Genomic DNA, 23,935 nt, shown 5'->3' on the forward strand with positions numbered 1-23,935 from the left:
TAGAGGCAATTAAGATCGAGGGGATAAGATGAATACATGGAAGCGAGGAACGCATCCAAATTAGATAAAGCGTTAGAAGACGCGGAGGCAGGTAGGTATGAATAAGAAATTAGCCATGATGGGATTAGGCGTGGCGGTAGGCAGCATGATGCTGGTGACGTCGGTTTACGCCGGTGTGGGCGATGCGCCCGGGTATGAGACGTTTAAATCAGCCGTGAAACAGACGGCAACCGTACACAATGTAACACGCCAAGTGAACGTGACGCTGCAGGATAACGGAGCTCCATTGCTTAACGTAAAATCCACGATTAAAAGCAGCGGTGCGAATCACGCAGGAAGCGCAGAAGTGACCGTGAATAACGGCACGAACGAACAAACCATACATTTCTACAACCAAGACGGCAAACAAATTATAAAAACAAATGATTCCGATGTGTACAAAGTGCTGGAAGGAGAGGGCATGGGCAAATTCAAAGATCATGAAGGCACAGAGCATACACCGGACCCTCAAGTCGTTAGCGAAGTGGAAAATGTGGTTGACGCCCTAGTCGGCAATCTCAAAAACTATGTCACGATGGATGAAGCGGCAGGCAACGTGAAGGAGATTCATTTCAAATTGTCAGGCAGTCAAATTTCTCCGGTTGTCAACACGATCGGCTCCCTGGCTATCAAGCATGCTACGATGGAAAATAGTCAACGTCCAATGCCATCCAAGGCTGATACCCTTGGTGTTGATGTGACGACACTCAAAAACAGCCTCCCTCAATTAACTTCCGACATCAAAATGGATGAAGTCGAAGTGAACGCCAGCGTGGACAGCGATAATCATATTACCAATCAAACCGCACAAATTCATATTTCCGGTAAAGATGCGCAAGGAACAGCGCACAACGTCGTATTGAGTGTGGATATGACACTATCCAGTCTGAACTCGACAACGCCGGACACGGTAGATTTGACAGGGAAGCAGTTGGAAACCGTCAAGATCGATCCTGAGAAGTCCCACCATAGAAACTAGGGAAAAAAGGAAGGAGGCAGGGGCAACTCCCACCTCCTTATTATCTTGAAAGGCGGCTAATGTATGAAGCCTGTCGTAGAAATCAATCGTCTCACGAAAATTTACAATAACTTGCGCGGCATCCACGAGGTGAATATGACCGTGCAGCAAGGTGACATTTACGGGTTCTTCGGGCCCAACGGCGCCGGGAAGACGACCGTCATGAAGATCATGACCGGACTCGCCAGAGCGCAGCAAGGAGAAGTGAAGCTCTTTGGTTATCCTGTATCGACGCACTATGAGCAGGCTATGGCCAAGGTAGGCGTCCTGATTGAAACCGCCGAAGCGTATTCCTATATGAGCGGCAGACGGAATTTGGAGCTGGCCGCAAGATTTTACCCGGGCATCAGTCAGCAGCGCATAGACGAAGTCTTGGAGATCGTCGGACTTACCCTTTTTCAGAAGGAAAAGGTAGCGGGTTACTCGCTAGGCATGAAGCAGCGGCTAGGGCTCGCGGCAGCGATGCTGTCGAAGCCGGAATTGCTCATACTCGATGAGCCGACGAACGGTCTGGATATCGAGGGGATGGTTCATATCCGCGAGATCATTATGCACCTGGCGCGAGAAGAGCGCATCACCTTCCTGATCTCCAGCCATCTCATTCATGAAATGGAGCTGATGTGCAACCGAATGGGCATCATTCATCAAGGACGGCTTGTCCGCGAAGGGCTCGTGTCGGAAATTGCTCAAGGAAGCGCGACGCTGGAAGAAGCGTATCTGCGCGAAATTAAAGAAGTAAGGAGGCTTGCTGCGCATGCATAGCCTAACCGCCAACGTGTGGAACGAAACGGTCAAAATGACGTCCAAGAAGAAAACCATCTTTTTCCTTGCGGTTACGCTGCTGCTTCCGCTCCTGGCAGGGCTGCTGCTGTCCAAGTTTCAAAACGGTATCGGAATCGGAGCGATTGCCTCGCAGGATTTTCCGATCATCATGCTGGGGCTGCTCACGAGTATTTTTCTGCCGTTATTCGTTTTCATGGGCGCTGCCGACGTATTCTCGGGTGAGATGGGCGACCGCACGATGAAGAACACATTAACGCGGCCCATTTCTCGGTTCAAGGTGTTTGCTTCCAAGCAGATTGCGCTTGGTGTTTTTATTGCGCTGTACTTAATTGCCGGATTGCTGGCATCCGTTATTTCAGCGCTATTTTTCCAGCACTTTGGCGGCTTTGGCGCGGTGATGAATTGGTTCCTCGCGTATGGCGCGGCCTTTGTGCCACTGCTTGTGCTCAGCATCGCCGCTGTGTTTCTGGCACAGTTTTTCTCCAACGCCTCTTCTGCATTGACGGTGAGCATCCTTCTTTATTTGGCTTTTAAAGTGGCCGCCTTTTTTATCCCGCAAATCGCCACGTATTCGCCTACGGCTTACACAGACTGGCATATGCTTTTGATCGGAAGCGGCATGGCGCTTGGCAAGGTGAGCAGCATCTTTATGTTTTTGATAGCGTGTAGTATATTGTTTTTTACAGCAGGTTTTTATTTGTTCGATAAAAAGGAGATCTGACCACGATGTCGATTCGCTTACGGCTGGTACTCTCATACATTGCCATGCTGCTTGTACCTCTCGTCCTGTCGGGGCTAGCCGTGATTCTAATCTCCATCGCAACGTTCGGCACACTGAAGTCCGGCTTTCAGGTCGATTTCTCTCAAGGCAACCCGATTAAACGCGTCGTTGAACAAGAGCTCGAGAATGTCGCTTACATGAAAGCGAAAACGGAAACCGAACCCGACGCGTTCCTCGATCCCGTGTTTATTCAGGATTTGGAGGACCGTTTTCATAAAATCAATATGGGCATTATCATCCGCAAAGATAAAGAAATCACGTATAGCTCTCCCTATTTGAAAGAGGGCGAAGCCCAGAACAGCTCCAAACTTCCCGCTTATGGTACCTCATCAGGCCAATTTCAGCGGAATCAGGGTTCTCTGTGGATAACTCGGCAGCAGGATTTTCTGTTTTCCGATCAAAGTAAAGGATCCGTTTTTGTATTTTTGGATGGAGGGCCTTTTCAGAAATATTTGCACCAGTTTTCCAAATCGGTTGTTTTGACGTTTATCCTTATCCTTGTGGGTACGAACGGTGTGCTGACCTATTTCGTTTCCCGCAGCATAATTAAACCTCTTAAGGCGCTCAAACGAGCGGCGGAGGAGATCAAGGAAGGCAATCTGGATTTTGAAGTGGTGCAGCAGTCCGATGATGAAATCGGGGAGCTCAGCAGAGCTTTTGAAGAAATGAGGCGCAAGCTCAAGAAATCCGTTGACCTTCAGCTGCAATATGAAGAAAATCGCAAAGAGCTAATTTCTAACATTTCGCATGATCTGAAGACGCCGGTTACAGCCATTAAAGGATATGCTCATGGTATTATGGATGGCGTCACGAACTCTCCGGATAAGCTGGAGAAGTATATTCGAACGATTTACACGAAAGCGGCCGATATGGATCGACTGATTGATGAGTTGTTTTTATTTTCCAAGCTGGATCTGGGGAAAGTCCCGTTTCAGTTCGAAACCGTGGATCTAGGCCAGTATGTGCAGGATTGCGCGCAAGAATTACAATTCGATATGGAGAAAAAAGGTGTACATTTCAAGCTGACGGAACTGCCAGATGAGCCTCTGCTTGTAACGGCAGACCGTGATAAGCTGCGGCGCGTGCTGCTGAACATCATCGAAAATGCAATCAAATACAGTGATGAAGGCAATTGCCGAATCACCTTAACCCTCAGAGAAATCGACGGCAACGCCGTCATTCAAATAAAAGATGCCGGTCAAGGCATATCCGAAGAGGCGCTGCCTCATATATTTGACCGGTTTTATCGGGCGGATCCTTCGCGCAACACCGCGACCGGGGGAAGCGGGTTGGGTCTTGCGATCGCCAAACAAATCATGGAAGAGCACGGCGGACGTATTGGCGCAACAAGCATGATCGGACAGGGAACAACCGTTTATATGGCATTACCGCTTAACAAGCAGGAGGAGAGTCAGGAATGAGCCGGATTTTAATCATAGAGGATGAACAAAGCATCGCCGAGCTGGAGCGGGATTACCTGGAGATTAGCGGCTACGAAGTCGACATCGAGAACAGTGGGGACAAAGGCCTGCATGTCGCGCTCTCGACGGAGTATGATCTCATTATTCTTGATTTAATGCTGCCGAAGATCGACGGTTTCGAAATATGCCGGCGCATTCGCAGCGAAAAGGACATTCCGATTTTGATGGTCTCCGCGAAAAAGGAAGACATCGACAAAATCCGCGGCTTGGGCCTTGGCGCGGACGATTATATGATCAAACCGTTTAGCCCCAGTGAATTGGTGGCAAGAGTCAAAGCGCATCTTGCCCGGTACGAAAGGTTGATGGGGCGGCGTGAAGCGAAGAACGATGAGGTCCGCATTCGCGGTTTGATGATTGATAAAACCGCACGCCGCGTATTTGTGAATGAGCGAGAGGTCGTGTTTACGACCAAAGAATTCGACCTTTTGACGCATTTGGCGATGAATCCCAATCGGGTGTACAGCAAAGAGCAGCTGTTCGATCTCCTCTGGGGGATGGATGCCATGGGCGAAATCGCGACTGTTACGGTGCATATCCGCAAGCTGCGTGAGAAGATTGAGCAGGATCCTTCGAATCCGCAGTATATTGAGACGATCTGGGGTGCGGGGTACCGGTTCCGGATTTAGCTTCATATAGAATAAAAAGACTGCCATTGCTCCCGGAATGTGGGGCATGTGCAGTCTTTTTATTTGGAATTTACAGAGAAGTTGTTCCGCCATGAGCCGGAAGGTTTGTCTCTGCCGACGCCTTTCGATTCAGCTTGCGTTTATCCCTCCACAGAGCTAGCCGTAGATAGAAGGAGGGGACGATAATGAGCGTAAGGATCGTGGAGACAATAAGCCCTGAGATAATGACGACGGCCATCGGTCGCCACAGGCTGCCTCCCATGATGGCCATGGGCAGGAGGCCGCTGATTGCAGTAGCGGATGTCATCAGGATGGGGCGAAGCCGCGCACGGCCTGATTCGGCAATGGCATCGTGCAAGGCCATCCCGTGATGTCTGGCGTCTTCAATAAACTCAACCAGCACGATGCCGTTGCGCACGACAATCCCGGCCAGACTGACGAAGCCCATGAGCGCCATGAATCCGATTGGAGCACCAGTTATGAATAAACCAATTAAAGCTCCCCCCATGGCCAAATAAACAGTCATCATGACCAGGAACGGTATGGACAATGAATAGAATTGAATCGCAATAATGATGAAGATAAGGCATACAACCACAATAGAAAGCTTACCGATGGAGGAGAAGGCGTCGTTCCGATCAGCGTTCTCGCCTGCAAATTCAATCGTGTAAGCGTTCGGTTTTTGCAGTTTGCTTACTTGTTGCTGCAGCTCGGCGACAATATCTGCCGGCAATCTTCCGTCCGTGTAAGCTCTCACCGTAATCGTTCGTACCAGATTGCGATGCTGCACGGAGGTGATCATGCGATCGTTTTGCACATTGATGAACTGCTTGATTGGGTACAGTTGCCCGGATTGCGAAGGAACGAGCAGTTCTCCAATCGTTTCGTCGGACGACGTCTGGTTGGCCTTGCTGAATAAAGTAACGGGAATATCCTCGTTGCCTAGTTGCAGTTTGGAAACCTCAATTCCGTCGGTTGCGAGTCGAGCGGTTCCCGACAAATCCTTTTCCGTGACGCCGTAATAACGCGCTTTCTCCTGATCAAGCTGCAGATCCATCGTATAGGTTTCATCACCGACGCTGTCAGAGACGTTAGTCGTGCCAGGGATGTTTTTCAGCATCGTTTGCAGCTGTTTGGAGAGCGATGTTAGTTCGCTTAAGTCCGGGCCACTGATTCGAACGGCAATCGGCGCTCCGACAGGAGGGCCTTGTTCCAGTTCTCTGGGCAACAACTCGATGTTCGGATATATACGCTTGAGTTGGTCTCGCCAATCGGATACAAGCTTGCCTGTTTGGGCTTGGGACTCGTCGACCTTGACGTATAATTGGCCTATTCTTGTTCCGACATTAGCGGTTTCTGCATAGTAAAACTTAGGTGTTGTCCTACCGGCATAGGTAGAAACAGACTGGACCCCATCCTGCTTAGCCGCCCAAACCGATAAACTTTTCATCATATCGGCGGTTTGCTTATAGTCGGCGCTCACGGGCATTTTCACATCAAGCAAAAATTCGCTTCGTTCCGCGCTCGGAAAGTACTGAACGCCAAGCAGGGGCAAAAGCCCATAGCTGGCCGTACCAATGACAAGACCTATCATTCCGGTTAAAAGCGGTTTTCGCAGCAGCCGACGGATGAGCTTTTCATAAAACTCGCTTAGGAGCCATATAGGTTTACCCAAAAGTCCAGGCAGCTTTTTCTGGGAGGAAACTCCTTTGCGGAGACTACGTTCGCTGCTCCATTTGCGGAAAATCGGAATGATCGTTAACGACATTGCCATCGACGCGGCTAAAGTCAAGCTAACAACGACGGGAATCGGCTTGATAAAGTCCCCGATGTTGCCTTTTAAGAAGAACAGCGGGAAAAAAGCGGCTGCTGTAGCAATCGTTGCCGTAAGAATCGAAATCGCAACTTCCTGGCTGCCTTTCAGCGAGGCGTCCAGAGGAGAATCGCCCAGAGACAATCTGCGTTCAATATTATCGTTAACGACAATGGCATCATCGACAAGAATGCCAAGTACAATGACCAGCGCGACAATGGATATCTGATTAAGATCGATGGACGTCATGCTGATCGGGAGGAAGCCGAGTGCGATGGATACGGGAATCGCGAGTGCGACGATAATGGACGTTCCGAAAGCGAGCCCCAGGATACAGACAACGAGTACCGCAGCCATCCCGATCAACATTTCCCGTGACAAATCGGCAAACAGATGATCGACGTTCTCCTTTTGCGTAAATAACGATACCATCGTCACATGCGGAGGGAGCTGAGCCTGCAATTCGGAAACCCTTGCGTCGATCCCATCTTGCAAAGTAGGAATATTTTGTCCTTTAGCTGGATAAATGACGACATCGACGGCGGGTTTGCCTTGATAGAAGACCTCCTCTTCCGTTTTCTTAGGGCCTATTTTAACTTCAGCGACATCTTTAATGCTCAGCGAATTGCCTTGCCCTGCAGGCCGGTAAACAACCGTATCGGCAATATCGTTGGCGGACTTCCATTCGCCGGTTAATTGAACATAAGTGTTGTTATTATTGGCAACCACATTCCCAATGGGTGTGCGGTCGTGCGAGGTGGTGAGCGCCTGCATAACCAGGGTCCAAGGAAGCTGCAGGCTTTCGAGCTTCTCCTTGTCCAGAATCACCTTCACTTCCTGATCGGGGAGCCCAACAATTTCAACGTCACTGACACCGGAAACTGTGCGCAACTGGTCCTTCCATGTTGTAGAAATGGACCGTAAGGACTCCAGCTCAGATGGGTTTTCCACAATTAAGTGAATGATTTGCGCAGAAGTCTTGGCTAGATCATCATCGATCTCTGGCTGTTCCGCCTCTACGGGCAGCTTGCCTTGCGCGGTCTGCACCTTTTGTCTGAGCGTATCCCATGCACGGCTGTTATCGACCCCGGGCTGCATCTCTACAGTAATGAAGGACACATTGGTAGAGGAAGTCGAATCGATCGACTTGATGGACTCCATCTTTCTAATTTCCTCTTCCAACGGCTTGGTGACAAGCTGCTCGACCTTTTCGGGCGATGCTCCGGGATAGATCGTTTTTACTGTAGCCATGGATACTGTGATTTCCGGATTCTCACGCTGGCTTAACGATAAAAAGCTGAAGGCGCCCAGCAGCACGAGCACGACAAAGAATAGCAGGGTAATCTTTTGGTATTTGATCAGTTTGGCAATCAAGCGGATTCACTCCTTCTGTCCGTCCAGCTGTTCCAGTTAGAAAATCAAAAACTACTGGCCGGGCGCTACTTTCTCCATATGTTTAAGTTGGTACTGACCGGAGACGATCAATACCTCGCCTGCCTTCAGTCCTTGGGTAATTTCCGTCATGTCATCCTTGCTGCGGCCGAGCTTGACTGTCCTTTTTTCGGCATGGTCTCCAATCAAAATGAATACATAAGGCTCGCCATCCTCGCGCAAAATGCTGCCCGCCGGTACAACGATGACCTGCTGTTCGCCGCCAGCAGCCAGTAGAAGCTGGACGCGCATTCCGGATTTCAGGCGGCCGTTTTCGTTTGCGGCTTCAAGTTCCAGCGAATAGGTTTTCGTCTGGGTATTGGCCGTGTTCGCCAAATAAGTTACTTTCCCTTCATATGTATCTGGGGAGTCTGACGCTTGAAATGACAAGCTCGGTTTGCCTTGCACGAGCGCTAAGTCCGCTTCCGTTACTTCAGCACGGATTTTGATCGGTGATTGCCGCTGCACAACGCCGATTTTTTGTCCTCGGGCCAACGTCATTCCTTCCTCAATGGGCATTTCGGTCAAAAGACCAGACGCAGGCGCCTTGACTTCAAAATAAGAAAGGTTGACATCAGCATCCTGCAAATCAATATCGTTAGCTTGCAATTGGTATTGGATGGCGGCTAGCGGTTGGGTATTTTGGAGCGTTTGAAGCTTTTGCTGCAAAGTTTGAAGATTGAGTTTCAATGGTTTGACCTGAGATTCCATTTGCTCCTTCTGATCCTTCGTTGCCTGCCCGGTGTCATAGTCATTCAGAATCCGATTATATTGCTTGTTTGCATCGTCCAAGGACTGCTGGGTTATCGCAATATTGTTGGTTAACTCCAGAATGCCGTCATCCCAATCCTTTTTGGCTTTGGACAACTGTTCTTCAAGACTGGCTCTGGCATAAAGCAGTTTTTGTTTTTGGCGAAGCAAATCTTTATTATCCAGCTCGATGATCACATCGTCTTTTTGAACTTGTTCCCCGCGCTTCTTCCGTACGGACTTCACATCGCCATCCACTTTGAGCATGACATTCAATTCTAATGAAGGAACCACATCGGCCGTGAGCGTCTTAGCACCTGCCCATGCTTGTGTGGTAACCGGAGCCGTTTTCACAGGCTTGATTGCTGTCTCGGCCGCATGCTGAGCTGTTGTTGTGGAAGATAGTGGGGCTTCATTGGAACAGCCTGCGAGCGCCATAGCGGCCAGGATGAATAGAAAACCCGTTTTATGTAGTACTTTTCCGGTTGTTTTTACAAGATCGTCTTTCGGTTGATTTGAACGAGTAGCCATGTTTCCCTCACGCTCCATGATTGAGCCTCCCTGGTTATTAATTGTGTATAAGATCAGATATTGCTCTAAGTATGACTTTTGGTCAACTTTTTGGCTTGATTGGTTCGAATAAGTAAAAATATTTAATCGGAAGACCATGAAAGAGCACTAATAACTTACCGATTAACATTATATAAGTTCATTTATAGCAATAAAGTGACTTGTGGTCAATATTATTTTTGGATAGGGGGTGTCAGGAGATGAGAGGAAGGTGTGGATAGGGAAAAAGTAAAACTTTGGATTATAATTGTAACATCTATACCTATTTATCTACGAGGTTTAAATGTTAATATATTGTAAATGACATCTAGAATAGGAGAGACAACAACGATGCTAGTGACTGTGGACATACATGATTTAATAAAACTAGGAATTGCAGCTATCTTCGGTTTAATTATTGGCTTAGAACGAGAAATCAGAAATAAACCTCTTGGACTGAAAACCTCTCTAGTCATTTGTTTAAGTAGTTGCTTGCTGACAATCGTATCTATTGAATCTTCGAATAAATATGCGGTTCCCGGACTTCATGTCATGGATCCTATGCGGCTTGCGGCGCAGGTGGTTAGCGGGATCGGATTTCTTGGCGCAGGCGTCATACTTAGGAAGCATAATGATGTCATTATTGGACTAACGACGGCGGCGATGATTTGGGGAGCGGCTGGGCTAGGAATTGCCATTGGCGCAGGTTTTTTTGTTGAAGCGTTTGTGGGCCTGCTGCTAATAATGGTGAGTGTCGTGGTATTGCCGTACTATATTAAGAAAATGGGTCCAAGACCACTATTGATGAAGGATCTGCGAGTCAAGCTCATCGTATCCCATGAGGGTAATTTAACGAATATCATCAAGGACATTATCGCTAGAGGGTATAGAATGAAAAGTGTACACATCAAAGAGTTGAGTCATGAACTGCAGGAACTCAATTTCATTGTTTTTATTGACCGTAAGTATGCATCAGAAGTATATGAAGAGTTGAAGAGTATGCCGTATATTGAAATGGCTGAAGTAGAGACTTTGTAGAAAAAGGGATTGGAGCAGCAGCGAGCAGCTGTGTTCTGGTCCTTTTTGTTTGGTGCTTATATGAGCTGTTGGGGGAGCTTCGTTGCATTTTTTGCAGCGAAAGAGGTGCTTATTTCAGCCTGAAGAGCAGCTCGTTGTACAAAGTACAACGTTATTAGCCAAATGGCTGTGAATGGAACGATTTCAGCTAAACTAATTGCACATTGTACAACGAAAAGCTGAAGAGGTGCTTAATTCGATCAATTTGATTGTAAAAAGTGCAATATAGGTGGGTGTTAATAAGAAGCGAGCCCAGCGAAGTGCCAAAGCCCGCCAACATGATGTATTAGGCCGAAACAGCGACAGCAGCAGCGAATTTTGCGCCTAGTTCACGACATAATTTCTTTTGCTCGCTAGTCGGATTAAATTCGATTTTCAAACCGTCAAACACTTTCTCAGTTCCGATCTCGGCAAGTCTCTCCTCAATTGTGTCTACAGCTGCACCGAAGTGTGTATAGGAGGAGTCAGCGGAGCCGAATGCACCGGATTTGCGTCCACTTAGATCCAGATCTTCTAATTCATCGTAGAAGTCTTCGAATTCGTCCGGTAAATCGCCATCACCCCATGTATAAGCTCCAAGCAGAATACCATCGTAGTTCACGAGATCTACACCGCTCACATCCATGACGGATTTCACTACAGGCTCAATGCCTGCCTCACGTATGCCTGCTGCGATTTCTTCAGCGATTTCCTCCGTATTTCCTGACATGCTGGCGTAAACGATAATGATTTTTGGCATGGGAATCCCTCCACGAAATGTTTTTATAGGCATGTAGTCATCTTGTAATTGTCCTGCTGTTACCAACCAACTTCATATTATTTGATAATGATTATCATTGTCAACATATAATTGAGAATATATTGAGAATGAACATTTTTTGCTGAGATGGCCGGCAAGGAAGGACTATACGACTTCGAGGAAGAAATCATGTTACAATATCGAAAACATGAACTTATCGCAGCTTATGAAAAGGGGAACTGGCATGGAGGATATCCACTTGCATTTGAAAAACCTCGGCTTCACCGACTTGGAAGCCAAGTGCCTGCATGTGCTTGCCGAAAGCGGCACACAAACGGGTTATGAAATCGCCAAGCAGCTTGGCGTATCGCGTTCGAATGTGTACTCCGCGCTCCAGAAGCTTGCGGAGAAAGGCGCCGTGCTCACCAGTCACGGTGAGCCGACGCATTACCAAAGCGTGCCGATCGAGGAGATCGGCGATCGTGTCGAGGCGGAGCTGCAAGCGTCAATCCGCTATGTGAAAGAGCACATGCCGAAGCAGGGTGCGCACCGGTCGGAGTATTTCAGCTTGGAAGGCGACACGAAGGTGCTGGATCGCATCCGAACAGAACTGAGGAAAGCGAAGGAGGAGGTGCTTTGCGATCTTTGGGCACAGGAGGCGCAGCTGCTGAAGGAAGAGCTGCGGAAAGTACCCGCACAAGGTGTGCGCCTGCTTGTTTCGACGATTGGAGATGCGGCTCTGCCAAGTAGCGTACAGCAGTTCTCGCATAAACGTGATGTTACGTGGAACGAACGCAACGGGAGGAAATTTACGCTGCTGATCGACCGCAAACTGGCCATTGTCGGCACAAGAGGCGGCGACGAGCCGACACTTGCGATGTTGACTGAGCATCCAGCGATGGTTGAGCTGCTGCTCAATAATTTTTGGCGCGATGTAGTGATTCACGAGCTGCAGCAGGATATGGGCGCGAAGCTCGAAGATAAATATGGGAAAAATTTTAAGAAAATTATCCAGAAATATACCGCTCCCGAAGGCAGAGAGAAGGATGCACCATCCGTTGAGGGAGAATCGGCAACTACAACGGATGAAGGAAAAGCTGGGGAAGGAAAGAGGAAAAAGAAGAAATGATGCAGCATGATGGAAAACACTTGACGAGAGAACAACAGGAGAGCATTTTACTCGCGGCGGAAGCGCTTGTGAAGGAAAAGCTGGAGCGCGATAGCAGCGGCCACGACTGGTGGCACATCTATCGCGTCGTGCAGACGACGAAGCGCATCGCCGCCCAAGAGGGCGCCGATGCTTTCGTCTGCGAGCTTGCGGCGCTGCTTCACGACGTCGTCGACGAGAAGCTGAACGCCGATCCAGCCGCTGCGCAGCGCGAGCTGGAAGCATGGCTGGCCGCCAGCGGTACGCCGGCGGCCGCAGTGGATCACGTGCTGGAGATCATCAGCACGATGTCGTTCAAGGGCGGCGCGCGGCCTCCGATGCGCACGCTTGAGGGCCAGGTCGTGCAGGATGCCGACCGGCTGGATGCCATAGGCGCGGTAGGCATCTCGCGCGTATTTGCTTATTCGGGCTGGAAGGGCCGCCCGATTCATGATCCCTCCGTCACGGCACGTGAGCACCTGACGGAAGCGGAATATCGCGCGGGCAATGACACCGCGATTAATCACTTTTACGAGAAGCTCCTTAAGCTGAAGGAGCTGATGAATACCGCCTACGCGCGCAAGCTTGCGGAGGAGCGGCACCGCTTCATGGAGCAGTACCTGGAGCAGTTTTATGCCGAGTGGGAAGGCGAGCGGTAATTTCATTAATCACATTAAGAAAAACCGTCCAGGCAAACAGCCTGACGGTTTTTCGTCTTTTCCCAGCTAGGCGCCACCCTCATCACTCAAATGACGGCTTCGTCAGCGGACAATTCGGCAAACTAAGAATCTCCACGTTGTAAGCAGCCAGCTTATGCAAGAAATAGCAAGTTTCCGGCAGGTGATGCTCAAGGAAACGCAAGGTCAGGCGGCTAAGCAGTTCCGTATGCTGATATTCGCGGATGACCTCTTCGACGAGTCGATAGAAGCCGATCACTGTTTCTGCAACTTGTCTGGCGAACTTCTGCTGCACCGGGAAACCCGGTGCTGTGAAGCGGAGGAACCCGCGGATGGCGGTGTTTTTGACGATATGGGCGCTGAATTGCTGTGCGTATTGCTGGGTGCTTTTCAGCAGCTCCATTTCCGTTGGGTCCAAATGATTGCTCAGCAGCACGGTATGTCCAAGCTGATCCTCCAGCCACATCTCCATCAGCGCAACAAGAGGCAGGGGCTCGTAAGGCACGCCGTTCATCCAAGCGTGCAAAATCCTCAGATACTCGCCGTTTTCCAATAAAGTTCCGTTGAAATACACAGGTGTCAGTGAGATGACGACTTTATTTTCTATGCGTAAATGCTGCATAAAGCCCTCAAACTGGTAGTACCCATGCGCAACGGGGTATATGTCTTTAGAGAGCTGAATCATGGTTTCCGAGGAGACCGGGAGGGAAGGATCTGTTTTCAAAATACGGTTGCGCAGTTCGGTGAATGCCGCTATGTACCGTTTGGCAATGGTGATCCATTGCACCTCTTCATTAGCAAGCGCCTCGTCCACAAAAATGGCATGATCTTGCAGGATTTCAACCCAAAACAAATGTTCCTGCCAAGGCGTAATGGTTTCATTTAGGCTCATGGAAAGGTTCCTCCTAGGTCTCTTAACTTCGGGCCAAGCCTTGCCGATATTTCACATACCGAAGTGTATTCAACGGATTAAGGTTCGAGAACAGCTTTCGTCGGAATTTGTGGTAAAATAGAACGAATAGTGATTGAAAATCGAGAAAGAAAGAGATGTTATGACGATGAAAAAAGAAGCAAAGTATATAGCAACGGTCTCCTTAGGTGTGATGGGAGCAGGCTTTTTGGCTACAATTCCTGTAGCTTCCACGGTTTGGGGAGGTTTCCTGCAAGGCGGTTTCGAAGCTGGGGTTGTGGGCGGTTTGGCGGACTGGTTCGCGGTTAGCGCCTTGTTCCGTCACCCGATGGGCATTCCGATTCCGCATACGGCGCTGCTGCCGAAGAATCGCGAGAAAATTACGAACGCCCTTGTCTCCACGGTTCAAAATGAGCTGCTTTCCAAAGAAACCATCCGCGCCCGTTTGCAGCAAATTCGTTTTCTTGAAAGAGGGCTGGAGCTGGCGGAAAGCCATCTGGATAGCGAGGCGCTTCACAAAGGCCTGAGTGCGCTTGCCAAACAAGCGTTATCTGCTATTGATCTTGAAAAATTAACACCGCTGTTGGCGGATGAGATTAGCAAAGCACTGCAGGACGTGGATACGAGCCGCTTGGTTCGCGCGCTTGTCGATACGGTCAAGGATGGCGGTTATGACGGCAAGACGTTTGATTTTGTCCTCGATAAAGTGGAAGCTTGGGCATTCAAAGCAGAGACCCGCGATCAGCTTGGGGCTATGGCGCTTAAGGCGTTCGAGGGGCTGCAATCCAATGGCTTCATGGCGTTTGCCGTGAATGCGTTCATCGGGATGGTCAATGAGGAGAAGATTGGGGGCATTATCCAGAATTTCTTGCTTTCCTATATTGAACAAATGCGCATGAAACAGCACCCGCGCAGGGAGGCTGTGCTTTCCTTCATTCGGAATGAACTAAATAAGCTGGAGAGAAATCCGAAACTCTTGGCCGAGCTGGAATCACTCAAAACGAAGCTGCCTGATATGTTCGAAATGGATGCGAAGCTGTCTGCACTTCTTGTACGTCTGAAAGCTAGAGCTGAAGAGTTTGTGGACCAGCCTGATTTTGTCCCTGTCCATGTCGTTCCGATCCTTCGGAATGTGCTTGCATCCGTGAAGGAGAATGAAGCTTTGCTGCAGCGCGGCGAGATCTGGGTGCAGGAGCAGATTGCTTCTTATTTGGAGAAAAATCATAGTAAAATCGGTCAGCTTGTCAAAGAGAACCTGGATAAATTCGATAACGAGAAGCTGACTCAGCTGATGGAAGATAAGATTGGCAAGGACTTACAGTGGATTCGTGTTAACGGTGCGATCTGCGGATTTATCATCGGACTTGGTCTGGCAGGATTAAAGATGCTGTTTTAAAGGAAACGACTACGGGATATACCCGAGTGGGGGGAAGCATTTTGATCGAGATTAAAGGTGTCAGCAAGACGTTCGTACAGCGAATCGGCGGCAATTATAAGGCGCTGGACAATATCACATTAACGATAAAAAAAGGGGAGTTCGTCTCCATTCTGGGGCCATCCGGCTGCGGGAAATCGACGGTGCTGAACCTCGTTGCAGGCTTCGATACGCAAAGTGAAGGCACGATTGAAGTGAATGGTAAAAAGGTTACCGGCGCTGGGGCCGACCGCGTGGTTGTGTTCCAAGAACACGGTCTGTTTCCGTGGCTTACGGTTCTGGACAACGTGGCTTTTGGCCTCAAGCAGAAGGGGATTCCCAAAAAAGAGCGCCACGAGCTCGCCATGGAGCAAATCAAAGCGGTGCATCTCAGCCGCTTCGCAGATCGTTACCCGCATGAGCTATCGGGCGGGATGAAGCAGCGGGCGGCAATTGCCAGAGCGCTGGCGATGGATCCTGAGATTTTGCTGATGGATGAGCCGTTTGCGGCTTTAGATGAGCAGACTCGCCTTATTTTGCATAAGGAATTGGAAGAAATCTGGATGCGGACGCGTAAAACGATTCTTTTCATCACCCATAATATCCGGGAAGCGGTTATCCTCTCAGATCGTGTAGTCGTCATGTCCACACGCCCTGGCACGATTAAAAAGGAGTTCATCGTGCAGGCGGCAAGACCACGGGATGCCGCAGATACGCTGCTGCACCATGTAGAGAATGCAGCCATGGACGCGCTGGCGGATGAGCTTGAGAAGGTGGTAAGGGAGGAGACGGGCGATGAGTACCGCATTAAGAAGAACGATTTTTCTGGTACTGCTTCTGATAGCTTGGGAGGCGGGATTTAGGCTGTTTAATTGGGGCTGGAAATTTCCTTCGCCGACCCAGACGCTGCAAGCTTTTTATGACGGATTGGTGCATGGCGAGCTGCTTGCAGCGACTCTAGCCAGTATGATCCGGCTATTGATTTCCTTCGCCCTATCGCTTGCGATTGGGACGACATTAGGTTTCTTATTCGCGCGGTACCGTCTGCTGGATGATACGCTTGGTTTCCTGGTCGTTTCGCTGCAGACGATTCCAAGTATTGCTTGGCTGCCTTTTGCTATTATATGGTTCGGTCTTAACGAATCTTCGGTTATTTTCATTACGACGCTTGGCGCAACCTGGACAATGGCGCTCGCAAGCCGCACAGGAATCAAGAACATTCCGCCGATTTACCTGCGCGCTGCGCAGACGATGGGAACAGGCAACGGGTATAAAATGTTCGTGCAGGTCATGATTCCAGCTGCTTTCCCGCATTTGATCAACGGGGTGCGTACGGCTTGGGCTTTTGCTTGGCGCGCCCTTGTTGCCGGGGAACTTATTGCCAAAGGGGCGGGGCTCGGACAGTTGCTTCAGGACGGGCGTAATTTGGGCGACACTTCACTGATGCTGTGTATCGTCATCATTATCGCTGTATTGGGTACGGTCTCTGACCATTTCTGCTTTAAGAAACTGGAAGATAAAGTGCTGGAGCGCTACGGCCTCGCCGGCTCGAAGTCTTAGCAGGGAGCGGATCGCATGAGAAAAAATGCATGGATGCTGCTGCTGCTTTTGCTCGTTATTACGATGCTGAGCGCCTGCGAGGAAAAGCTTACAGCTTCCGGTAAGCCGCAGGTGGTCAGGGTTGGTGTTTTTAAAAATGTCACTCATGCCGCAGCCTATATCGCACTCGAAAATGGTTATTTCGCCCGAGAGTGGGGCGATGACGTGAAGATCGAGGTCACGGCCTTCGATAACGGATCTGACTTATCCATTGCGATGGCGACAGGTGATATCGATGTAGGATTCGTAGGTCCGGGACCTGCGACAACGTTTTTTCTAAAAAGTGGGAACTATCGGGTCGTTTCCGGCTCCAATAATGGCGGCGCGGTGCTTGTTGCCCGTAATGGCGCAGGAATTAATGGCGTTAAAGATTTGGTGGATAAAACGATTGCGATCCCGTCCAAAGGGAATACGAATGAGATTTCACTGCGGATGCTGCTGCAGCAGGAAGGCATCTCTTTAGGTCGAGAGGCGGGGAGCGCACATCTTATCGTGCGCTCCCCGTCGGATGCGCTGATTTCCTTCCGGCAGAAGGAAATTGACGCGACGCTCGTTCCCGAGCCATGGGGGACGCAGATCGAGAAGGCCGGGCTCGGCAAGGTCGTCGTCGATTGGCAGGCAATCCCGCCGAATAACGGCGATTATCCGACGGTCATTATGGTGGCGAGCGATTCAATGATTCAGCGCCATCGGGATATTGTAAAAGGCGCGATCAAAGCCAACATGGACGGCATCGCGTTCATTCAAAACAACCCGGAGCAAGCCTATGAGCTCATTAACAACCAGCTGAAGCAGTATAGCGGTAAAGGGATGGACAAAGGCTTGATCAAAGCCTCGCTTAGCCGACTGAAGCTCACCACGGACGTTGATGTCAAAGTGATGGAAGAGATGGCGAGGGTCTCGATTGCTGCTCGATATATTAAGGGCATTAAGGAAAATGAGCTCGATCTCAGTAAGTTTGTTGATTTATCCATGCTCGAAGAAGTGAAGAATGGAAAGTAAGAACAAGAAGCCTGTGTCGATCCGAACGTTGGATGGATACGGGCTTTTTTTAACCTCAAAAAAAGTCGTTGCCAAATATAACCAACTCATCTATACTGAGATTAATTCCATATGGAAGCGATTCCAGAAACCGCTTTCCTACACCTAATCCTCATCATGAGGATTCTATTTGACACTAATCTGGAATCGATACCAGAAAGAATGAAAATGTCTTAGGAAGGTGGTCATGACATGGAAACGAATCTGCCGCAAGCTATTGTCAGCACTGCGGTGAAGAAGAGAAATGCTGATCTGGGAAAACGAATACGACAGCACAAGCATTTATACTTTATGCTCCTTCCCTGTCTTGTATTTTTCGTTATTTTCTCGTATATCCCTATGGGCGGATTGATGCTGGCTTTTAAGAATTATCAGTTTAACAAAGGGATACTGGGCAGTCCATGGGTGGGACTCACGTATTTCAAGGCATTTTTTAACGACTATCAAAGCGGGAAACTTATTAAAAACACATTGATTATTAGCAGCATTAAAGTTTTCATAGGATTGCCTTTTCCAATTCTGCTTGCCTTAATGTTTAATGAGATCAGACATCGGAGATTCCGAGGAATCGCCCAGAGCATTTCGTATCTGCCGCATTTCCTTTCATGGGTTATCGTGATCGGCCTCATGCAGCGGATTCTTGCTCCGGATACAGGACTGCTCAACGAGGTGATCCGATTTTTTGGCGGAGATGGAAGTACGTTTTTCATGATGGAAAGCAAATACTTTTATCCTCTCATGTTTGGCAGTCATATTTGGCAAAGTATTGGTTGGGACTCTATCATTTATTTGGCCGCTATAGCAGGCATTAATCCTGAACTGCACGAGGCCGCCAAAATAGATGGCGCTAATAAGTGGCACGAAATCTGGCACGTTACTTTGCCAGGTATTCGCTTAACGATTTCGATTCTGTTTATTTTATCGCTAGGCAATATTTTGCAGGCAGGGTTTGATCAAATCTATCTCATGCGAACTCCCGGCAATATGGAATTGGCGGATATTCTAGATACCTACATCATTCGGGTAGGGCTTCAAAATGGACAGTACGGCTATGCGACAGCTGTTGGTTTAATGCAAGGCATAATTGGATTAATCCTTGTTGTGGCTGCGAACCGGGCTTCAAAAAAGTTCTTTGACGAGTCAATATGGTAGCGATACCAGAATCTTTCACTTTTCGACAGTTGATGTGTTGAAGATCACCGCCAGGTGTTATTCATAATATTTAATGGAAAAGGGGAGTATTGGATGAGCAAAAGATGGGTTAAATGGGTGACCATGCCCTTGGCAGCAAGCTTGCTGCTAGCAGGATGTGAAAGCTCCACTCAGCCTGCGGCAGGAGGGGACTCGGCTTCTACGACACCTTCATCTGCCAGCAGCGGTAAGCCCGCAACTTGGATTGCAGACCGAACCATTAAAGGACTACTGTTTATTGACAGCGATGACATAACGAAAGATATCAACCCGGAGATTGCTAAAAAAGTAAAGGAAATGACAGGGATTACGCTGCAAATGGAAGGTGTAAATTCGCAGCATGCGATTGATGGACTCATTGCAGGGCTGGCTTCCAATGATTTGCCGGACTTCATCGTTTATTATCTGAACAACAGCGGCCGCCCGGAAATGCCCGTCATTTTGAAAGCAGCCAAAGAAGACATGTTAACAGATCTAACTCCTCTTATAAAAGGGACCAAGGTGTTCAGCAAGTATTTGGATGATAAGTATTTACCGCTGGATACGAAAAACGGTGTGATGTTCCGGCCAGAATTTAACGGCTCGAGCTATTTTGTCCATATGAACGTCCCAAGAGAAGGCGGCTACGAAGAGCGCAAGTATGTTTCCGGCCCTTACATTCGTAAAGACATCGCCGAGAAGCTGAATGTTGATCCACGGACGATTAACACAACCGATCAAGTGTATGAGCTTGCTCAAAAGATCAAAGAAGGCAACTTCAAAGATAAAAATGGTAAGGATATCACGCCGATTGGCCCTCGCTACTGGGGGAATAGCAATCACGAGAACGGCACGTTATTCAGCAGTTTAACCTGGGGGGCCATTGATCAAGGCTTCGACAAGAATAAGGACGGCAAAATTGTGCATGAAAGCAAAACGGAGTATCCGCTAAAGCGCATTGAATTTGTTCAGAAGCTTCTGAAGGAAAAATTGATGGTGCCGGATTACTACGCCATGCAGGAGAACAAAGCAACGGAGGGAGCTATTAACGGATCATTTGGTATTATCGGCGATATGCATAACTATCTGGAGTTCAATAAGGATATGAGTTACATCCCGCTAGGGCCTATTAATTCTGTGGATGGGACATATCGGATGAACGTTGATTTTAAGAGCGGGTATATGGCCTGGTCGATTCCAAAAACAACGAAAAATCCGCAAGACGTCGTCAAATTTGCAGATTTCCTGGCCAGTCGCGAAGGGAAGCTGATCTGGCAGTACGGTCTGGAAGGAAGGGACTACACGTTGGATGCCAAAGGCAATCCATTAGTCAAAAAAGAAGTGCTGGAGCTTCGCAACAAGGATCCGAAGGCGGCCAAAGAATTGGGCTTTGACGGCGTAGGCAATGGCTGGGGAGGTTATCTCGGCAGTACGGATATCAACAGGCTGGGTGATTTCGGCGAAATGCAGTATGCCGATGCGGTCTCTCCGGAAGCGAATGCGACACCGCTGAAAATTGCCGATTACTGGGGCTACGATGAGAAAAAGAAAAACGCCAATATCAACGATGGTTATCGCCCTCTCTCCTTCATTAACGAGCTTCCAACGGGCAATGAGTTGAAGACGGCTTTAACGAACTACAATGAAAGCATCATTCGCGCATTTTACGCCAAAAGCATGGATGAAGCGCAGAAAATTCTAGATGCTTCGAAAAAGCAGCTGCAAGCAGCGGGCTTGGATCAATTCGAAGCGCTGCTTCAGAAAAAAGACAGCGATCCTAAAACGAAAGTCATTCTCAAATAGTCCAAAGCTGAGTTAGGAGGCTGGCGCTCCTGCAGGAATAGCGGGAGCGCACTTCTAGTATGGGGAGAGATTAACGTGGGAAATGAATTCTATAAGCTCTCAGCAGGCGAGAAAATATTTAAGTTCGTTAATTATGCCCTGATTATTCTCCTGTGCTTATCCATCGTGCTTCCTTTTCTGAATATATTGGCGCTTTCCTTTAACGCTGGTAAGGATGCCGAAAGAGGGGGTATCTATTTCTGGCCCCGCGTATGGACGCTGGAAAATTACCGTGAAGTGTTTACATCGGCTAATATCGGCAGAGCCTTTGCCATTTCTATATTTCGTACGGCTTTGGGTACGATTGCCGGCGTATTTCTATCAGCCATGGCTGCGTATACGCTAAAAAGCAAGACGATGCCGGGCGTCCGATTTTTTACGCTGATGGTTTTCTTTACCATGCTGTTCTCCGGCGGCATTATTCCTTATTATATGCTGCTCAAAAGCTTGCATTTGACGAACACCATCTGGGTCTATGTTCTTCCGGGCCTGTATAGCGCGTGGAATTTGATCATCATGCGTACGTTTTTCCAACAAATCAGCATCAGCCTGGAGGAGTCGGCGAAGCTGGATGGCTGCAGCGATTTCGGCATTTTTATGCGAATCATCATGCCGTTAAGCAAGCCTGTGCTGGCCACAATCTCCTTGTTTACGGCAGTGGGTCATTGGAATGACTGGTTCACAGGTGCTTTTTATGTCAGAACCGCATCACTGAGACCGTTATCCACCTTGCTGCAAGAGATGCTGACCAAACAGGATGCTATTCGGGAGTCCCTGATGCAGGCAGCAGGTTCGTCCCAGTTTCAAATGCTGGAGCGGATGCAGCTAACGGGTGATTCTCTGAAGATGGCCACGATTATTGTAGTTGTGGCGCCCATTATTGCGGCATATCCATTTATACAGAAATATTTTGCAAAGGGAGCTATGATCGGATCGGTCAAAGAATAAACGGCTTGCAGCCGAATAATTGATGATCTTCGCCATGCCCAATGTGTGATAAAATGTATAAATATGGTTCTGTCGACTACAGAGAAAACTGTTCATGTTGCGAGTAAGGAAGGATGATAATCATGGCGCCCAAAATCAAAGATGTAGCCCAAAAAGCGGGAGTATCCGTCACCACGGTCTCCAGAGTATTAAACGGAGAGAAGTACGTGAAGGACGATCTGAAGGCCAAAGTGAAACGAGCGATTGACGAGCTTGGTTATGCGCCCAGCCATATCGCGAGAAGCTTGGTGCGGAAGAAAACGAACCTGATTGGAGTGATTGTTCCCGATCTAACCTCAAGCTTCTATTCGACGATCTTGAGCAGCATCGAGGAAACGGCGAGTTTGAATGATTACAACCTGCTGGTCTGCAACATTATCGAGGATACGGATAAAGAACTGAAATATTTGAATGTATTTCATGAGATGCGTGTAGACGGCATCATTATTATGCATGAAAAGTTAAGCGAAGAAATTCGCAATTTTATTCATAAATTGGATATTCCGATCATTTTTTCAAGTGTAAGACCTGTCGATCATAAGTTCATTTCTGTCATTATCGATGATTACGAGGCAGCCTATGATGCGACCAAGTATTTAACTGAGCTCGGTCATGAGCGGATTGCTTTTATAGGCGGGGATATGCGAGACGTTACCTCCGGGCAGAATCGTTACGTAGGGTACCGGAATGCCCTGAAGGATCAATCGGTCAGAATCATCAACGATTATATCCGATTTGGCGACTATAAGACGCAAAGCGGATATGACATGATGAAGGAACTGCTGGCCTGTGAACCTCGTCCCACCGCTTTATTTGCAGTGAGTGACGATATGGCGGTAGGCGCTATGAACTGTATACATGACCATCAGCTTAAAGTCCCTGACGATATATCGATTATCGGATTTGATGGAAGCCAACTGACAGAACTCGTACGACCGCGGTTGTCCTCTATGGAGCAGCCCATTCAGGAGATGGGGAAAATTACGGTAAATACGATGATTGACATCATCTCGAATCCCGGCTCCAGTCCGCGGGAAGATTTGGTACTGAAACACAAGCTCGTCGTTCGCGATAGCTGTAAGGTATATCAAAAAGAGAGATAGGCAGAGAACAGAGCGGAAGAGGGAGAGCGGCGTGAAGAAGTTTGATGCGGTAGTCATCGGCGATGTCAATATTGATCTCGTGGTAGTGGGCTGTAATCAAATCCCTCAACCTGGACAAGAAATTTTCGTAGATAACATGATGATGCATGTGGGCGGAGGCGCAGCTTTATTTACAATTGCGTTAGCTAAGCTAGGGCTGCATGTTGCATTTGACGGTATTCTTGGAAATGATGGCTACGGTCATTATATCCGGGAACGTTTTGTTGGATATGGTATCGATACCAGTATGGTCCGAACAAGCGAAACAAGTCGGACAGGAATCACAATTGCCATTAATCCTGAGCTGGACCGTTCTTTTATTACCTATGTGGGATCCAATGCTGAACTGCATGTAGAGGAACTGGATTTAGGGCAAATCGCGTTAGGCAGGCATGTGCATGTTACCGGCTACAGAGGGCGGCGCAACCACACCGAATTCGTGGCCATGGCTAAGCGATTGAAGGAAGCGGGAGCTACCCTTTCTTGCGATGTAGGTTGGGATGATACCGGAGAATGGTATTCGGGTGTTTTTGAGTTGATGCAGCATGTGGATGTTTTCCTGATGAACGAAACGGAGGCCCGTCATTATACAGGATTTGAGTACATCGAGGATAGTTTAAGCTATATGTCGGGCTTCAGTCCTCATGTTGTCATTAAGCTTGGCTCACAAGGAGCCGCAGCGATGAAAGACGGCTTGCAAACGATGAGCCCCGGATTCCCGGTGGAAGCCGTCGATACGACAGGAGCAGGGGATTCGTTTAACGCCGGTTATATCTATGGTTTTTTGACGGGGTTAGATGTGGAGACATGTCTGCTGTACGGCAATGTATGCGGAGCTTTGTCAGTTGGAGCTTACGGCGGGAGTACGGGCACGCCAGACCGTGAAGGGCTGGAAGCCTTTATCAGGCAAAACAGGTGA

21 protein-coding genes are annotated in these 23,935 nt (G+C 48.6%); 17 read left to right on the forward strand and 4 right to left on the reverse strand.

The features are described 5' to 3' along the window. The first annotated feature begins 97 nt into the window (after positions 1–97). From RQP52_RS17540 to RQP52_RS17560, 5 genes are all read left to right on the forward strand, one after another. Positions 98–1,018 carry a hypothetical protein gene (locus RQP52_RS17540; protein ID WP_315953079.1) on the forward strand — a complete coding sequence of 307 codons (921 nt, stop codon included), beginning with the start codon at positions 98–100 and terminating at the stop codon, positions 1,016–1,018. Positions 1,019–1,081: 63 nt separating this feature from the next. Then, entirely contained in the window at positions 1,082–1,819 is a 738-nt protein-coding gene (locus RQP52_RS17545; RefSeq protein WP_315953080.1) for an ABC transporter ATP-binding protein, read from the forward strand. Further along, a complete protein-coding gene (locus RQP52_RS17550; protein ID WP_315953081.1) occupies positions 1,812–2,561 on the forward strand; it encodes an ABC transporter permease in 750 nt (249 codons plus the stop codon). Before RQP52_RS17545 ends, RQP52_RS17550 begins: the two co-directional genes overlap by 8 nt. Positions 2,562–2,566: 5 nt before the next feature. Beyond that, positions 2,567–4,042, forward strand: coding sequence for a sensor histidine kinase (locus RQP52_RS17555; RefSeq protein WP_315953082.1), 1,476 nt, complete (start codon positions 2,567–2,569; stop codon positions 4,040–4,042). After that, the gene (locus RQP52_RS17560) at positions 4,039–4,728 is read left to right on the forward strand and encodes a response regulator transcription factor (RefSeq protein WP_315953083.1); all 690 of its coding nucleotides are present in this window, start codon (positions 4,039–4,041) and stop codon (positions 4,726–4,728) included. The genes RQP52_RS17555 and RQP52_RS17560 overlap by 4 nt, the downstream gene beginning before the upstream one ends. Positions 4,729–4,798: 70 nt before the next feature. Here the strand turns inward: RQP52_RS17560 and RQP52_RS17565 are convergent, their stop codons facing one another. Further along, positions 4,799–7,915, reverse strand: coding sequence for an efflux RND transporter permease subunit (locus RQP52_RS17565; protein WP_315953084.1), 3,117 nt, complete (start codon positions 7,913–7,915; stop codon positions 4,799–4,801). Between the two features lie 51 nt (positions 7,916–7,966). Next, the gene (locus RQP52_RS17570) at positions 7,967–9,271 is read right to left on the reverse strand and encodes an efflux RND transporter periplasmic adaptor subunit (RefSeq protein WP_315953085.1); all 1,305 of its coding nucleotides are present in this window, start codon (positions 9,269–9,271) and stop codon (positions 7,967–7,969) included. 363 nt (positions 9,272–9,634) lie between these two features. On the opposite strand from RQP52_RS17570, the gene RQP52_RS17575 reads away from it, so the two are divergent. Further along, positions 9,635–10,309 (forward strand): MgtC/SapB family protein, encoded by a 675-nt coding sequence (locus tag RQP52_RS17575; RefSeq protein WP_407075621.1) that lies wholly within the window; start codon positions 9,635–9,637, stop codon positions 10,307–10,309. 325 nt (positions 10,310–10,634) lie between these two features. Here RQP52_RS17575 and RQP52_RS17580 read toward each other — a convergent pair whose 3' ends face one another. After that, positions 10,635–11,087 (reverse strand): flavodoxin, encoded by a 453-nt coding sequence (locus tag RQP52_RS17580; RefSeq protein ID WP_127453647.1) that lies wholly within the window; start codon positions 11,085–11,087, stop codon positions 10,635–10,637. Positions 11,088–11,295: 208 nt separating this feature from the next. Here RQP52_RS17580 and RQP52_RS17585 point away from each other — a divergent pair, with 208 nt between their 5' ends. After that, positions 11,296–12,216, forward strand: coding sequence for a TrmB family transcriptional regulator (locus RQP52_RS17585; protein ID WP_315953087.1), 921 nt, complete (start codon positions 11,296–11,298; stop codon positions 12,214–12,216). Further along, positions 12,213–12,893 (forward strand): HD domain-containing protein, encoded by a 681-nt coding sequence (locus tag RQP52_RS17590; RefSeq protein ID WP_315953088.1) that lies wholly within the window; start codon positions 12,213–12,215, stop codon positions 12,891–12,893. The genes RQP52_RS17585 and RQP52_RS17590 overlap by 4 nt, the downstream gene beginning before the upstream one ends. Before the next feature lie 82 nt (positions 12,894–12,975). Here the strand turns inward: RQP52_RS17590 and RQP52_RS17595 are convergent, their stop codons facing one another. Beyond that, positions 12,976–13,803 carry a DUF2935 domain-containing protein gene (locus RQP52_RS17595; protein ID WP_315953089.1) on the reverse strand — a complete coding sequence of 276 codons (828 nt, stop codon included), beginning with the start codon at positions 13,801–13,803 and terminating at the stop codon, positions 12,976–12,978. Positions 13,804–13,969: 166 nt separating this feature from the next. Between RQP52_RS17595 and RQP52_RS17600 the strand changes: the two genes are divergently transcribed. The 9 genes from RQP52_RS17600 (at position 13,970) to RQP52_RS17640 (ending at position 23,935) form a co-directional block, all read left to right on the forward strand. Next, complete coding sequence (locus RQP52_RS17600; protein ID WP_315953090.1) at positions 13,970–15,217, forward strand: DUF445 domain-containing protein; 1,248 nt, start codon at positions 13,970–13,972, stop codon at positions 15,215–15,217. 41 nt (positions 15,218–15,258) lie between these two features. Then, the gene (locus tag RQP52_RS17605) at positions 15,259–16,098 is read left to right on the forward strand and encodes an ABC transporter ATP-binding protein (protein WP_315953091.1); all 840 of its coding nucleotides are present in this window, start codon (positions 15,259–15,261) and stop codon (positions 16,096–16,098) included. After that, a complete protein-coding gene (locus RQP52_RS17610) occupies positions 16,031–16,795 on the forward strand; it encodes an ABC transporter permease (RefSeq protein WP_315953092.1) in 765 nt (254 codons plus the stop codon). Before RQP52_RS17605 ends, RQP52_RS17610 begins: the two co-directional genes overlap by 68 nt. 15 nt (positions 16,796–16,810) lie before the next feature. Continuing rightward, positions 16,811–17,836, forward strand: coding sequence for an ABC transporter substrate-binding protein (locus RQP52_RS17615; protein ID WP_315953093.1), 1,026 nt, complete (start codon positions 16,811–16,813; stop codon positions 17,834–17,836). A gap of 231 nt (positions 17,837–18,067) precedes the next feature. Continuing rightward, entirely contained in the window at positions 18,068–19,027 is a 960-nt protein-coding gene (locus tag RQP52_RS17620; protein ID WP_315953094.1) for an ABC transporter permease, read from the forward strand. 93 nt (positions 19,028–19,120) lie between these two features. Then, complete coding sequence (locus RQP52_RS17625; protein ID WP_315953095.1) at positions 19,121–20,848, forward strand: extracellular solute-binding protein; 1,728 nt, start codon at positions 19,121–19,123, stop codon at positions 20,846–20,848. Positions 20,849–20,923: 75 nt separating this feature from the next. Continuing rightward, positions 20,924–21,835 (forward strand): carbohydrate ABC transporter permease, encoded by a 912-nt coding sequence (locus RQP52_RS17630; protein ID WP_315953096.1) that lies wholly within the window; start codon positions 20,924–20,926, stop codon positions 21,833–21,835. Between the two features lie 122 nt (positions 21,836–21,957). Then, complete coding sequence (locus RQP52_RS17635) at positions 21,958–22,977, forward strand: LacI family DNA-binding transcriptional regulator (protein WP_315953097.1); 1,020 nt, start codon at positions 21,958–21,960, stop codon at positions 22,975–22,977. A 31-nt stretch (positions 22,978–23,008) separates the two neighbouring features. Continuing rightward, entirely contained in the window at positions 23,009–23,935 is a 927-nt protein-coding gene (locus RQP52_RS17640) for a carbohydrate kinase family protein (protein ID WP_315953098.1), read from the forward strand.

This window comes from Paenibacillus violae (assembly GCF_032461945.1).
Classification (GTDB): domain Bacteria; phylum Bacillota; class Bacilli; order Paenibacillales; family NBRC-103111; genus Paenibacillus_E; species Paenibacillus_E violae.

What these genes read in the sequence shown, in the direction of transcription:
- RQP52_RS17540 (WP_315953079.1), top strand. Translation starts at nt 98, where the DNA reads ATGAATAAGAAATTAGCCATGATGGGATTAGGCGTGGCGGTAGGCAGC.
- RQP52_RS17545 (WP_315953080.1), top strand. Translation starts at nt 1,082, where the DNA reads ATGAAGCCTGTCGTAGAAATCAATCGTCTCACGAAAATTTACAATAAC.
- RQP52_RS17550 (WP_315953081.1), top strand. Translation starts at nt 1,812, where the DNA reads ATGCATAGCCTAACCGCCAACGTGTGGAACGAAACGGTCAAAATGACG.
- RQP52_RS17555 (WP_315953082.1), top strand. Translation starts at nt 2,567, where the DNA reads ATGTCGATTCGCTTACGGCTGGTACTCTCATACATTGCCATGCTGCTT.
- RQP52_RS17560 (WP_315953083.1), top strand. Translation starts at nt 4,039, where the DNA reads ATGAGCCGGATTTTAATCATAGAGGATGAACAAAGCATCGCCGAGCTG.
- RQP52_RS17570 (WP_315953085.1), bottom strand. Translation starts at nt 9,271, where the DNA reads ATGGAGCGTGAGGGAAACATGGCTACTCGTTCAAATCAACCGAAAGAC.
- RQP52_RS17580 (WP_127453647.1), bottom strand. Translation starts at nt 11,087, where the DNA reads ATGCCAAAAATCATTATCGTTTACGCCAGCATGTCAGGAAATACGGAG.
- RQP52_RS17585 (WP_315953087.1), top strand. Translation starts at nt 11,296, where the DNA reads ATGAACTTATCGCAGCTTATGAAAAGGGGAACTGGCATGGAGGATATC.
- RQP52_RS17590 (WP_315953088.1), top strand. Translation starts at nt 12,213, where the DNA reads ATGATGCAGCATGATGGAAAACACTTGACGAGAGAACAACAGGAGAGC.
- RQP52_RS17595 (WP_315953089.1), bottom strand. Translation starts at nt 13,803, where the DNA reads ATGAGCCTAAATGAAACCATTACGCCTTGGCAGGAACATTTGTTTTGG.
- RQP52_RS17600 (WP_315953090.1), top strand. Translation starts at nt 13,970, where the DNA reads ATGAAAAAAGAAGCAAAGTATATAGCAACGGTCTCCTTAGGTGTGATG.
- RQP52_RS17610 (WP_315953092.1), top strand. Translation starts at nt 16,031, where the DNA reads ATGAGTACCGCATTAAGAAGAACGATTTTTCTGGTACTGCTTCTGATA.
- RQP52_RS17615 (WP_315953093.1), top strand. Translation starts at nt 16,811, where the DNA reads ATGAGAAAAAATGCATGGATGCTGCTGCTGCTTTTGCTCGTTATTACG.
- RQP52_RS17620 (WP_315953094.1), top strand. Translation starts at nt 18,068, where the DNA reads ATGGAAACGAATCTGCCGCAAGCTATTGTCAGCACTGCGGTGAAGAAG.
- RQP52_RS17625 (WP_315953095.1), top strand. Translation starts at nt 19,121, where the DNA reads ATGAGCAAAAGATGGGTTAAATGGGTGACCATGCCCTTGGCAGCAAGC.
- RQP52_RS17635 (WP_315953097.1), top strand. Translation starts at nt 21,958, where the DNA reads ATGGCGCCCAAAATCAAAGATGTAGCCCAAAAAGCGGGAGTATCCGTC.